The organism is Streptomyces tibetensis, assembly GCF_040647715.1.
Classification (GTDB): Bacteria; Actinomycetota; Actinomycetes; order Streptomycetales; family Streptomycetaceae; genus Streptomyces; species Streptomyces tibetensis_A.
In genome coordinates this window covers 811,424-823,993 of sequence record NZ_JBEZCR010000001.1, presented here as the reverse complement: position 1 = coordinate 823,993, position 12,570 = coordinate 811,424, and the positions used below count along the sequence as shown (strand labels likewise).

The following is a 12,570-nucleotide window of genomic DNA, read 5'->3' as shown; positions in this document are numbered from 1 at the left end:
GCGTGAGCGTGCGGCTCCCCAGGGTTGGGGGAAATCGGGACAGGAGGGGGTGGGAGGGAGTATCTTGCCCGCCTGGCATATGCCAGGTGATCAGTAGGGGCGGCAGCGGAGGCGTGTCAGACGGTGCCGCCGGGCCCCCGGCCCTCGACGCCGCCCCGCATCAGATCCCGCCCGAACTCGACCATCTTCTTGGCGTAGTCCTCGGTCCACTCGGCCCGCTCGGCGATGTCGGCCGTCGTCAGCCGGTCGAACCTGCGCGGATCGGCCAGCTGCGCCGCCGCCATCGCCTGGAACTCCACGGCCCGGTCCGCCGCGGCCCGGAACGCCAGCGTCAGCTCCGTCGCCCGGGACAGCAGCGCCCGGGGGTCGTCGATCGACTCGAGGTCGAAGAAGTGCTCAGGGTCGGAGGCCGCCTCCGCAGGCTCGAAAAGCAGGGGCGCGGGGCGTAGCCGCGGTTCGTTCCGACGCGGCGTGGGCTCCGCCATGTCTTCTCCTCCTCGTACGTCGCGCTGACCCTCCCGGTGGAGTGGGCCACCGTCCATTGTCTCGCGGGCGCGCAAGTGGGCATCGGGGTAGTGGGTACGGCTGCCACACCACCAGGTGTTCGTCAGGGCTTCGGAGGCACGCCGCATTCCAGCCAGATCAGGGTTGCCACTGCACCCGGTGTTCCGCCAGATGCGCCAGCACCGCATGGTTCGCCTCCCACCCGTCCGGGAACTTCACCACCGTCCCGAGCTGGACCGGCTCCGTCGACGGATAGTCGTCCAGGAGGCCGGTCACGCCCGCTCGGCAGACCACGATGCAGGCGTGGCGGTGGCGGGAGGCCAGGACGCACAGGCGGCCCGTCTCCAGGTGGAAGGCGGTCGCGTCGGGGCGGCCGGAGAGGGGGTGGAGGACCACCGTGACGTCGTACTCGCGGCCCTGGAGCCGGTTCGCCGTGTCGACGACCACATCGGGGACGCCCAGGTCGGCCAGTGCTGAGCGGATCGCGGCTGCCTGGTCCCGGTGCGCCGTACCGACGGCGATGCGGTCCGCTGTGAGGGGCGAGGGACCGGAAGAGCGCTCCGAGGTCGCCGCACCCGCCCGGTCCAGCAGGCGCCGTACGACCATGGCCACCGCCCGGACCGCCTCCGGGTCCGTGCGTGGCGTGTGCCGGGCGGGCAGCTCCAGCAGGCCCCAGCCCGACTCGGCCGCCTCGTCGATCACCCGGTCGGGACCCGAGCCGTCCGACGGCACACCGAAGGCCAGGGTCCGGTCGCCGGGGCCGGTGCCGCTGCGGAACGGCGTGTACGGGTAGAACGCGTCCGAGACCAGGGGCGCCGCGGAGGCCGGGAGCCGCCAGGACACCGGCAGGCGGTGCTGGGGCAGGTCCGGGTTGTGCGCGAGCAGGGTCGTCACCGCCGAGGCCGACGGATCGTACGCCAGGCCCGCCCACTGCTCGCTGCCCACGATCGCGAACGGGTCCAACTGCCCCGGGTCGCCCACGAACAGCGCCCGCTCGAAGAGCCCGGCCACGGCGAGCAGTGCGTCCGAGCGCATCTGGTACGCCTCGTCGACGATCGCGTGCCGCCACGGCTCGTCCACCTTGACGTGGGCCCACTTCGCCGCCGTCGAGAGCACCACCGCCAGCCCGGCGAGGTCGGCCGCCTTGGCGGAGGTGCGTACGTTCGGCAGGTCGTCGAGCGCCTTGTCGTACGGGTCGGAGTCGCTGCTGTGCAGCCGTCCCACCGGCAGGTCGGGGTTCTTCTCGGCGAGCCGCAGGACGAGGTCGTCGACCTGGGCGTTGGTCTGCGCGACCACCATCAGGGAGTGGCCCGCCTCCGCGAGCTCCAGGGCCGCGCGGACCACCAGCGTGGACTTGCCCGCACCCGGCGGGGAGTCCACGACGACACCGCGCGCGGTGCCGTGCAGCGTGTCGTAGAGGATCGCGTCGGTGGCCTGCGCCGCGGCGGCCGAGGGGTCGAACACCGTGGTCACAGCACATCCTCCTCGGTCACCGGATCCGCCGCCTCCAGGGCCGGCTCACCCGGCGGCCCGCCGTGCGTCCACGGCGTCTCCTCCGGGTCGGGCAGCTTCGCACCGCCCCGCTGCTCGTGCTCGAAGAGCGTGAAGCAGACCCGGTCGCCCTTCTCCGGCACCGACCCCGGCTCGGGCTCCTTGCCGCGGCCCATCTTGTCGAGGACCCGCAGGACGACGTAACGGCCGTCCTCCTCGGCCGCGACGAACTCCGCCGACTGCGGCTTCCCGCCCAGCGAGCGGTACACCTTCGTGCGCTCGCCGAGATAGGGCCGGTCGTCCGTGCGCACCGTGACCAGGGGCCGGGGGCTCGGCCGCTTGCCCTCGCTGTACGCCATCACGACGTCGGTCACCTCACCAGCGAACGCCTCCCCGGACAGCCGCCGGCCCGCCATCACCAGCGGGTCGTCGAGGGCTTCCTGCGCCTCCAGCCGGGCCTGTTCACGCTCGCGCGTCGCGAGCTTGTTGGCCGCGGTGACCGCGTCGTCCCGGCGCGGCTGCGGGGGCTCACCGGCCAGCACACGGTCGCGGTGCCCGGTGAACGACCAGCGGTCACGGGTCCACCGCTCCTCGACCCGCGCCCCTTCGGGCAGCTCCCGCAGCAGGTCGAGGCCCCGCCAGACCGCGTCCCAGGTGGGCCGGGTGCGGCTGAGCACCAGGTCGCGGATCGCCCGCTCGGCGGCGGTCAGCTTCCCGAGCCGGTCGTCGGCCTCCACGCCGTCCTCGGCCGCGGCGAGGGCGGTACGGGCCCGGTCGTAGCGCTCTATGGCCGGGGCGAGCAGCTTGTTGTCGAACGCCGGGTCGGTGGCCGGACCGGCCGGCGGGCAGGTCAGCTGCCCCTGCGCGTCCCGCTCCAACTCGGCCCGCAGCGCGGCCTGCGCACCGGTGACGCCCTCCGGCGGGTCGATCCAGGCGAGCAGCGCCCCCAGGTGCTGGTCCTCCAGGGTGGACTGCCCGGTCGCCCAGTGCCGGCCCAGGACGTCGGTCATCGCCAGCAGCAGTGAGGAGCCGGGCACCCGGGCCCGCTCCCCGAAGTGCGTCAGCCACCGCCCGAGCAGCGGCACCCGCGGCGGCGCCGGATGGGGAGCCTCCGGGTCCTGCTCCGCGGTCCGCCGGAACCGCGTCGAGCGCCCGAGCAGCCGCACCAGGTCGATGCCCGCGCGGCTCGGCACGATCAGCTGGGGCGCGTCCGCGCACAGGTCGACCTCGACCTTGACGCGCTTGCCGGTCTCCGGGTCGGTCTCGGTGCGCTCGGCGGCCTCCACGGCGTCGGCGTAGGAGTCGACGTACGGCAGCACGACGTCGGCCAGCTCGGCCAGGAACGCGAACCTGAGGTCCCGGTCCCGGGGCTGTGGGACAGCCAGCAGCCGCGGCGCGTCCCGGTCGGTGCCGACCAGCGCGCCGAGCGGGGCACCGGCCTCACCGGCGGTGGTCAGCGGCACGAACACCAGTGGGCGGTCGCCGAGATGCCGGTGCCGGACGGTGGCCGCGGGCTGGGCGCGGCCCGTGCTGACGGCTTCGAGGCGGGCCAGGGTGGAGATCAGCGACACGCCGCCTCCAGGGCCTCGGCACGCAGGGCGGCCGCGCGCCGCAGGGCCGCCACGACCGGGTCGTCGGGGTCGCCCGCCTCGCCGCGCGCGGCGGCGAGGACGTCCTCGACGGTGGTGAGGCCGCCCAGTTCCGCCCGTACCGGCCGGCCGAGCGAGGTCACCGCGCCCTCCTGACGGGAGCGGGTGCGGCAGTGGAAGGCCAGCTCGCACGCGGACAGACACTCGGGCGCGTAGGTCGCCGGGACCGACTCCACGGCCGCCGTCAGCGCCTCGGTGGGCAGCTCGGGCGAGAAGCAGGTGCCGTCGGGCAGCGCGTCGGCGATGTCCTCGATGCGGGTCAGCCGGGCGAGCTGGCGGGCCGTCACCGCCCGCTGCTTGCGGATGTCGACGGCGGACGCGGCCGGCAGATTGGAGAAGTCCCGGGGACAGACCAGCAGGACCCGGTGCCGCACCCGCGGCACGGGCCCGCCCGTCCCGACGACAGGGACGCCTCCCTCCGGCTCCGCGCCGAGCTGCGTGGCAGCTCCTTCCGGCTCCGCGCCGAGCCGCGCGGCGAGTTCCTCCAGTGCCAGCACGTACACCGCCGCCTGGCGGGCCGCCGCACCGACCTTCGCCGGGTCCGCCGAACCGTCCAGCAGCGGGAAGGACTTGATCTCCACGACGGTCCAGGTGCCGTCCGGGTGCACCACCACCGCGTCCGGCTCCAGGAACGCCGGGGAGCCCGCCACGTCCAGCGCGAGCATGGGATGGTCCAGCAGCGTCCAGGCGCCAGGGTGCGCGGTGGCCTCCCGCAGCTCCAGCTCCGTACGGGCCGTACGCCCCCGGGGGCCGGTCGCCGTCAGGTCGGGCACGCGCGCGTCGACGGGCGGCTCGGCGGACCGGTCGAGCTTCTCGTGCACCAGCCGCAGCAGCTCCGCGCCGCCGTCGGCCTTGACCTTCGCCTCGAAGGCGTTGCCTCTGGTGAGCGCGAACTGCGACTGCCCGAAGGCCGACGGCGAGCCCAGCGCGCTCGCCAGCGCCGCCTTGTTCACCCCGGCGCCGTCGAGGATCGCGCGCCGCGCACACCCGGGGTTGGCGGCCAGTGCCGCCAGAGCGCGCGCGTCCAGTGCCTTCGCGGGTACGTCGGGGCCGCGCAGCTCAGCGAGCCGGTGCCGGAGCGCCGTCCCCCGCGTCCTTGGGGGAGGCACCCGGCTCGGCTCCCGCTCCGAGCCGCGACTCGCGCTGCCGTGGAATTCGCTCACCCGCGGAAGTCTGGCATCCGCCACTGACAATCGAGGAACCTGCGGCGGCCGAGGCGGCCGAGACGGCTGGGAATTCGGTGGGAGACGTGGCGGGGGAGCCGGTCGAAGGGGCTGCCGCGACCGGTGCCACCGGCCGCACGAACCGGGCCTTGACCCGGTCCGCAGTGCGCATCACCAGGGGTGCCAGCAACAGCCCGGCGCCCATGACGGCGGCGCCCGCGACCGCGTCGAGGAAGTAGTGGTTGGCGGTGCCCATCACCACGATCGTCGTGATCAGGGGGTAGGCGACAGCGGCCACCTTCGTCGCGCGCGTGCCGCCGTAGCGCCACAGCATCACTCCGCACCACAGGGCCCAGCCCACGTGCAGGCTCGGCATCGCCGCGTACTGGTTGGTCATGTTCCCCATGCCGCGCGGTGCGCTCGCCGCGCCTCCCCACCAGCCGTAGGAGCTGTACTGGGCCATCGTGTCGACGAAGCCGTGGCTCGCGTCGAGGAGCCTCGGCGGACAGGTCGGCAGCAGCGTGAAGCCGATCAGACCGATGAGGGTGGACGTCATCAGCCAGGTGCGTGCGGCGCGGTAGCGCACGGCCCGGGAGCGGAAGAGCCACACCAGGACGGCCGGTGTGACCAGGTAGTGCAGCGACGCGTACCAGAAGTCGGCGGGTATGCCGATCCAGGCCTCGCGCGTGAGGAGACGGTTGAGCGGGTGCTCGAAGTTGAGGTGCAGCGCCTTCTCGAAGCGCAGGATCGTCAGGCCGTTGTCGACGGCGCCGGAGACGTCGCCGCGGGCGAGGAGCCGGCCGGCCGAGTAACACGCGTACACCAGAAGGATCAGCGGCAGCTCGGTCCACCAGCGCAACCTGGGCGCGGGGGCCGCCTCGGTGCCCGGTGTCTCGGTGTGCGGCATCCGATCGTCCTCCCCCTTCGTCATCACGCGTAACCCGTTCGGCCGTGCCACTGTACGGCGTGGGCACACGCTCGGGGGTGCGCCTCGGGCCTTCGAAGACGCAGAGATCGCCCCCCGGGTTGCCCCCGGCGGACGTGCGCGATGATGGAGGAGTTCCCCTTGCGCTGTTCTTCTCGCGTTGTTCTTCCGGAAAGGTGACCCATGCCCGCGCGCATCCTCCTGGCCCGCCACGGACAGACCGAGTGGTCCCTGTCCGGCAAGCACACGGGCAGGACCGACGTGCCGCTTCTCGAGGAGGGCCGGCGCGGTGCCAAGCTGCTCGGCGAGCGGCTGCACCGGGCGCCGTACGACGGCTTGGCCGGTGTCGAGGTGCGCACCAGCCCGCTGGTACGCGCGCGTGAGACCTGCGAACTGGCCGGCTTCGGTGACCGCGCGCGTACCTGGGACGCGCTGCTGGAGTGGGACTACGGGACGTACGAGGGCATGACCCCCGCGGACATCCAGGCCCTCCGGCCCGGTTGGCTGATCTGGCGCGACGGCGTGCCGGGCGGGGAGTCGCTCACCGAGATCACGGCCCGGGCCGACGAGGTGGTCTCCTGGGCCCGCTCCGAGGACCGCGACGTCCTGGTCTTCGCCCACGGGCACGTCCTGCGCTCCATCGGGGCGCGGTGGCTCGGTCTCCCGATCGACTTCGCGGCCCGGATACGGCTGAACCCGACGTCGCTGTCGGTGCTGGGCTGGGCCTACGGAGAGCCGGCGATCGAGAGCTGGAACGACGTGGGCCACCTCGCGTAGCTCTCAGGCCATGCGCGGTGCCGAGGCGTGCCTCTCCAGGAACGCCGTCACCCCGGTGGCGCGGCGATGCGGCCGAAGGACCCGGGCCGTCGCCGCCAGCATGGTCTGGACGCGGGACGACTGGACCTCCTCCAGCAGATCCAGCACCCGCATCCCCGCCACCGCCGCCTCGTCCGGCCTGCCGCCGCGCGCGAGGTCGTCGGCCAGCTCCGCCGTGTACAGGGCGATGTTCCGGGTGAAGTGCGGATCCTGCAGCTCGGCAGCCCGGCGCGCGTGCCGGGCCGCCCGGGGCCAGTCGCCCAGCGTGGACCAGCACTGCGCCTCCAGGCCCTCCAGTTCGGCCTCCCCGTAGAAGCTCATCCACTCGGGGTCGGCGTCCGAGGGGCCCCGTTCGAAGAAGGCCTGCGCCCGGGCCAGTGCCTGTTCGCAGCCGACGCGGTCGGCGAGTCCGGCCCAGCCGCCCGCCTCGCGCAGCGCGAGCAGCGACATCAGCCGGGCCGAGCCCACGGGCCGGGCGACGCGCTGTGCGGCCTGGGCCGCCCGGACAGCCTCGCGCGGCCGGCCGGCGTCGCGCGCGAGGAACGCCGTGTTGCAGAAGGCGTGCGCCTCCAGTCCGGGATCCCCGGTCATCCGGGCGGTCGCGAGGGCCTCCGCGTAGTGCGAGCGGGCGTCGTCGAAGCGCCCCGAGTCGTGGGCCAGCCAGCCCACGGAAATGGCCAGTTCACCGGCGCCCGAGTACAGCCGGTCCGCCGTGGTCTGCCGGGTCGCGCCGGCGTCCAGCAGGGCGTAGGCGGCACGCAGCGGGGCGGCCGCGCGACGGTAGAGGCCGTCCGCCCCGTGCCGGTCGTCGAGCAGCCGGATCCGGCGGACGGCTTCTTCCAGGGCACCCGCGTCGCTCGCCCCGGCGCGGTGCACAGGGCGGTGCACGGGGCGCTGTGCCGCCGCGGCGTCGCGGGCGAGGCCGACAGGCCCCAGTGAGGCGGCGGCCACCGTGGCGCCTCCGCCGGTCATGAACGCGCGACGTAGCACGTCGCTCTCCTCGTAGGTGTCGTGCGGGTGGTACGGGTCGTACGGGTTCCGCGTTTCATACGGATCGCACGCCCTGCTGGTCTCACTCGTGGCGTTCGCCCGGTTCGCGGTGCGCGGCAGGGGCGCGTCCTCGGTGTCGCGCGCCCGGCGTCCGCGTACGGACGAGCGGGGCGCGAACCCCAGGTCGGTGAGTGTGCGGCCTGGGAACATGTGCAGGAACACCCGTTCGTACGCGTAGTTGGGGCAGCGGATCTCGCCCGCTTCGACCCGGCCGATGTACCGCGCGTCACAGCTGACCTGCTCGCCGATCTCGAGCCCGGCCCGGCGGATCGCCGCGGCGAACTCGGCCGCCGAGCGCTGTCCGCGCAGTCGCCGGAAGGCGAGATTCGGCCGTGGCGGCCTGTTGGGTTGAGACGAGGTCACCGTTGACGACGCCATGGCCGGGTCCTCCCGTGCGAACCGTCGAACCATGCCGGGTGCGGGGCGGCTTGTGGTGAGTTGTCCGCGTGGTCCGCTCCGTGTCCGGCGAGCAAGAACGTACCTGCTGTGATGGAGTCGCCACGCTGGGTTTGGCTACAAACCGGATATCTCATCCGTGATCTGCCATGAAGTGCCATCCTTTGCGGCTGACTTCCGCCGTAGCCGTTGACGCCTGGCCGCGTTGAACCTCGCGGACCGGGAGGCCCCTGCCTCCCGACCGCTCGTCCAAGCAGGGGTTTTCGTGGTGGAGGCCGGATGGAGACCAGCCGGATCAGCGATCCTCGTACGCCGCCGGGTGCACCGGCGGCCGGCTGTGATGTGGTGACCGTGCCGGCCCGGCAGGGGCTGGAGGCGGTCGACATCCTGCGCCGGGGGCCGGCGGACGCGGTGGGGCCCGTCCTGCACGACGACGGCGGCGACACCCTGGGGTTCCTGGTGCCGCCGGGGACGGCCGCGGCGTGGGACGTACCGGGGAGCACCTGCACCAGGACCGACGGACGCGGACCGGTCCTGGCGCCCGAGCCTCCCGGCGAGGGCTCGGACTGGCTGCTGCCGCCCGGCGAGGCGGACCTCGCGACCGACCCCGCGGTGCTGCGCGAAGCCCTGGGGGAGGCCGCCCGGATGATCAGAGCGGCGGACAGCTGCCGCTGAGGCCCCTCGGCCCCGGGCGGCCGGACCGTACGCCCTGCTCAGCGGCCCCGCCGGAGCGTACTGCCCTCCAACAGCCCCGGATCGCACTGCGCGCCCAGTAGCCCCCCCCGGACCGTACGCCCGCTCACAGCTCACCCCGATAATGACCCCATGGGAAAGTCCAAGGGCGGCCGGCGCAGACAGGCCGGTGCGGAAGTCGTCGTCGAGAGCGTCGACGGCGGGCTCGCCGAGCTCATCCCCGACCGCGAGCGGGCCCGGGGCTGGACGCTGGTGATCGACGGAGCCCCGCAGTCGCACGTCGACCTGGACGACCCGGCGTACCTGTCCTTCGAGTACCAGCGCCGCCTCGGCCATGTGATCGACCTGGTCGCCCCGCCCGGACGGCCCCTGCACGCCGTGCACCTGGGCGGCGGCGCCCTCACCCTCGCCCGCTACGTCGCCGCCACCCGGCCGCGTTCCACCCAGCAGGTCGTCGAACGCGACGGCCCCCTCGTCCAACTGGTCCGCCGCGAGCTGCCCCTGGATCCGAACGCGCGCATACGGGTGCGCTCCGCCGACGCCCGCGCGGGCCTCGCCAAGGTGCCGGACGGCTGGGCCGACCTCGTCATCACCGACGTGTTCAGCGGGGCCCGGACACCGGCCCACCTGACCTCGACCGAGTTCCTCGACGACGTGCGCAGAGCGCTCAGGCCCGGCGGTGTCTACGCCGCCAACCTCGCCGACGGACCGCCGCTCGCCCACCTGCGCGGCCAGATCGCCACCGCCGCCGCCCGCTTCGAGCAGCTCGCGCTGGTCGCGGAACCGGCGGTACTGCGCGGCAAGCGCTTCGGCAACGCCGTCCTGGTCGCCTCCGACCACCCGCTGCCCGTCGCCGAGCTGACCCGCCTCGCCGCCACCGACCCGCACCCCGCCCGCGTCGAACACGGCAGGACCCTCACCGACTTCACCGGCGGGGCCGCCCCCGTCACGGACCGCGCGGCCGTGGCGTCACCGGCGCCGCCCGCGTCGGTGTTCACATGACGGGCCACACCGCTCAGCAGGCGTGATGACCGGCTACGGCACTCCCCGTGCTGCCGCCGGCCCACCGCGGCGAGCGGCGAGCGCGATGACCGGCTACGGCGCTCAACGGGTGCCGACGGCCGCACACGGCACTCAGTAGGTCCCGATCTCCACCCGCGGCGGTCCGTCGTGCCAGGTGCAGAACACCGACACCCGGTCCGCGCCCGAGGAGAACTCCACGCGGATCCACGACTGCGTCTTCCACACCTGCATCGACCAGCCCGCCCCGGGCGTCGCCGAGACCAGCGAGGCGGACGTCTTGCCGAGGTCGAAGACCGCCCGGCCGCCGTCGGTGTCGTAGCTCCTGATCCGACCGGAGGCGGGCGGGGCGGTGGTGGGAGCTGCGGTGCCGGCCGACGGCGTGGGGGAGGGGCTCGGGCTGCCGGTTGCCGCAGGCCTGCTCGGCCGCCGCCGCTCGGGTGCGGGCGTCCGCTCCGGCGGCGTGGCCGACGCCTTCGGCTCCCGCGTGGACGACGTGTCGGCGGCCTTGATGGGCAGGGCGCGCGGCGGATCGTAGGCCGTGCCCGCCATCACCGTGTGGACACCCCACCACGACAGCGTGACCGCCGCGCCCGTGGCGAGCAGCCAGGCCAGTACGTGTACGAGTCCTCTGCGCATCGCGGGCCATACTGCCTCACGCGCCCCACGCGTGGCCCGCAAAAGGCGTCCCGCAAAGCCCCGTTGTCCCCAGCCGGGGAGTTGTCCACAGCCCCGCACCCGGCTGTTCGAGATGGCGTACGGTGCGGCGCATGGCAAGTGTGCTCGTGGTCGAGGACGACCAGTTCGTACGCTCGGCGCTGATCCGCCACCTGACCGACGCCTCGCACACCGTGCGCAGTGTCGGGACGGCGCTGGAGGCGCTGCGCGAGGTCGCCCATGTCCGCTTCGACGTGGTGATCCTGGACCTCGGACTGCCCGACCTCGACGGGTCCGAGGCCCTGAAGATGCTGCGCGGGATCACGGACGTGCCGGTGATCGTCGCCACCGCCCGGGACGACGAGACGGAGATCGTCCGGCTGCTGAACGCCGGGGCGGACGACTACCTGACCAAGCCCTTCTCGGTGGAGCACCTGTCGGCCCGCATGGCGGCCGTGCTGCGCCGCGCCCGTTCCGGCCCCGCGGAAGGGGAGCCGTCCCCCGCGATCCGGGTCGGCGGCCTGACCGTCGACCCGCTGCGCCGCCAGGCCGAGCTGGACGGTGCGCGACTCGACCTCACCCGCCGCGAGTTCGACCTGCTCGCCTTCCTGGCCCGCCGGCCCGGCGTCGTCGTCCCCCGCAGGGAACTGCTCGCCGAGGTGTGGCAGCAGTCCTACGGCGACGACCAGACCATCGATGTCCATCTGTCCTGGCTGCGGCGGAAGTTGGGCGAGACGGCGGCCAGCCCGCGCTATCTGCACACCCTTCGGGGCGTCGGGGTGAAGCTCGAACCACCGGGGGCGCCGCGATGAGGTGGGCCCTGGTCAAGGTGTCGCTGGCCGTGACCACCATGGTCGTGGTCGCCTTCGCCGTGCCGCTCGGACTCGTCATCCGCGAGATGGCCCGCGACCGCGCCTTCTCGAACGCCGAGCGGGAGGCCGCCGCCGTCGCCCCCGCCCTGTCCATCACCACCGACCGCGACCAGCTCGAACGGGTCGTCGCCGCCGCCGGTTCCGACGCCGGGATGGCCGTGCACCTCCCGGCGGGCGACGGCAAGGAGGCCCTCGAACTGGGGCGGCGGCGCGCCGCCGACGAGGACGTCGCGGCCGTGCGCGAGCTGGGCCGCGCCTCCACCACCGAAGTCCCCGGCGGCTCGACGCTCCTCCAGCCGGTCGCGCTCAGCACCGGCAAGATCGCGGTCGTCGAGGTCTACGTGCCGGAGTCCGACGTCACCAACGGCGTGGGCACGGCCTGGGCCGTGCTCGCCGCGGTCGGGGTGGCGCTGATCCTCGGCTCGGTCGCGGTCGCCGACCGGCTGGGCGTGCGCATGGTCCGGCCCGCGCAGCGCCTGGTCGAGGGGGCGCACGACCTGGGAGAAGGCCGGCTCGGCGCCCGCGTGCCCGAGGAGGGCCCGAGCGAGCTGCGGCTCGCGGCGGTCGCGTTCAACTCGATGGCCGACCAGGTCGTCCAGCTCCTGGCGAACGAGCGGGAGCTGGCGGCCGACCTGTCCCACCGGCTGCGCACGCCCCTGACCGTGCTGCGGCTCAACACCGCCTCGCTCGGCGAGGGGCCGGCCGCCGACCAGACCCGGACCGCGGTCGAGCAGCTGGAGCGCGAGGTCGACACCATCATCCGTACGGCCCGGGAGGCCAAGCCGCAGACGGCCGCGGCCGGTCCGGGCGCGGGATGCGACGCGGCCGAGGTGGTCCGGGAGCGGATGGCGTTCTGGTCGGCGCTCGCGGAGGACGAGGGCCGCAAGTGGCGGGTGGCCGGGGCCGACCGGCCGGTGCGCATACCCGTGGCCCGCGCCGACCTGGCCGCCGCGCTCGACGCGCTGCTCGGGAACGTCTTCCGGCACACCCCGGAGGGCACCGCCTTCGCGGTCGACGTGCACAACGGCGAGGACGCGGTGATCGTCCTCGTCTCCGACGCGGGCCCGGGCATACCCGACCCGGAGACGGCGATGGCGCGGGGCCGCGGCTCGGGGAGCGACGGCTCGACGGGGCTCGGCCTGGACATCGTGCGCCGGCTCGCGGAGTCCACCGGCGGGGACGTACGGATCGGCTCCTCGGTGCTCGGCGGGGCCGAGGTGCGGATCTGGATCCAGCCGGCCGGCAGCGCCCCGGCCGGCCGCGGGCACCGGCAGCTGCGGCGGCGCCGCCCCGGCAGGCTCGCCGCCGTGTACAACCGCTCCCGGTCCCGCTGA

Annotated in this window: 12 protein-coding genes; 5 read left to right on the top strand and 7 right to left on the bottom strand. The window is 74.3% G+C overall.

Features of this window, described 5'->3' with window-relative positions:
- Window positions 1-116: 116 nt before the first annotated feature.
- The 5 genes from AB0B29_RS03685 to AB0B29_RS03665 form a co-directional block, all read right to left on the bottom strand.
- Window positions 117-485, bottom strand: coding sequence for a hypothetical protein (locus tag AB0B29_RS03685; RefSeq protein WP_104779765.1), 369 nt, complete (start codon window positions 483-485; stop codon window positions 117-119).
- 157 nt (window positions 486-642) lie between these two features.
- Entirely contained in the window at window positions 643-1,977 is a 1,335-nt protein-coding gene (locus tag AB0B29_RS03680) for an AAA domain-containing protein (RefSeq protein ID WP_362233440.1), read from the bottom strand.
- On the bottom strand, window positions 1,974-3,566 hold the full coding sequence (locus AB0B29_RS03675) for a hypothetical protein (RefSeq protein ID WP_362233438.1): 1,593 nt from the start codon (window positions 3,564-3,566) through the stop codon (window positions 1,974-1,976). Before AB0B29_RS03675 ends, AB0B29_RS03680 begins: the two co-directional genes overlap by 4 nt.
- A complete protein-coding gene (locus AB0B29_RS03670) occupies window positions 3,557-4,753 on the bottom strand; it encodes a hypothetical protein (protein ID WP_362233436.1) in 1,197 nt (398 codons plus the stop codon). The genes AB0B29_RS03675 and AB0B29_RS03670 overlap by 10 nt, the downstream gene beginning before the upstream one ends.
- Window positions 4,704-5,714 (bottom strand): phosphatase PAP2 family protein, encoded by a 1,011-nt coding sequence (locus AB0B29_RS03665; RefSeq protein WP_362233434.1) that lies wholly within the window; start codon window positions 5,712-5,714, stop codon window positions 4,704-4,706. Before AB0B29_RS03665 ends, AB0B29_RS03670 begins: the two co-directional genes overlap by 50 nt.
- 201 nt (window positions 5,715-5,915) lie before the next feature.
- Here AB0B29_RS03665 and AB0B29_RS03660 point away from each other — a divergent pair, with 201 nt between their 5' ends.
- Entirely contained in the window at window positions 5,916-6,509 is a 594-nt protein-coding gene (locus tag AB0B29_RS03660; RefSeq protein ID WP_362233432.1) for a histidine phosphatase family protein, read from the top strand.
- 3 nt (window positions 6,510-6,512) lie between these two features.
- Here the strand turns inward: AB0B29_RS03660 and AB0B29_RS03655 are convergent, their stop codons facing one another.
- A complete protein-coding gene (locus tag AB0B29_RS03655; protein WP_362233429.1) occupies window positions 6,513-7,976 on the bottom strand; it encodes a hypothetical protein in 1,464 nt (487 codons plus the stop codon).
- A 297-nt stretch (window positions 7,977-8,273) separates the two neighbouring features.
- Here AB0B29_RS03655 and AB0B29_RS03650 point away from each other — a divergent pair, with 297 nt between their 5' ends.
- Both AB0B29_RS03650 and AB0B29_RS03645 read left to right on the top strand, forming a co-directional pair.
- On the top strand, window positions 8,274-8,669 hold the full coding sequence (locus tag AB0B29_RS03650) for a hypothetical protein (RefSeq protein WP_362233426.1): 396 nt from the start codon (window positions 8,274-8,276) through the stop codon (window positions 8,667-8,669).
- 150 nt (window positions 8,670-8,819) lie between these two features.
- A complete protein-coding gene (locus AB0B29_RS03645; protein WP_362233424.1) occupies window positions 8,820-9,689 on the top strand; it encodes a spermidine synthase in 870 nt (289 codons plus the stop codon).
- Window positions 9,690-9,821: 132 nt separating this feature from the next.
- On the opposite strand, the gene AB0B29_RS03640 is transcribed toward AB0B29_RS03645, so the two are convergent.
- Window positions 9,822-10,346 (bottom strand): hypothetical protein, encoded by a 525-nt coding sequence (locus AB0B29_RS03640; RefSeq protein ID WP_362233421.1) that lies wholly within the window; start codon window positions 10,344-10,346, stop codon window positions 9,822-9,824.
- A 131-nt stretch (window positions 10,347-10,477) separates the two neighbouring features.
- Between AB0B29_RS03640 and AB0B29_RS03635 the strand changes: the two genes are divergently transcribed.
- Both AB0B29_RS03635 and AB0B29_RS03630 read left to right on the top strand, forming a co-directional pair.
- Window positions 10,478-11,176: a response regulator transcription factor gene (locus AB0B29_RS03635; protein WP_362233418.1), complete on the top strand. Its 699-nt coding sequence runs from the start codon at window positions 10,478-10,480 to the stop codon at window positions 11,174-11,176.
- Window positions 11,173-12,570, top strand: a complete 1,398-nt coding sequence (locus AB0B29_RS03630) for a sensor histidine kinase (protein WP_362233415.1) — start codon at window positions 11,173-11,175, stop codon at window positions 12,568-12,570. Before AB0B29_RS03635 ends, AB0B29_RS03630 begins: the two co-directional genes overlap by 4 nt.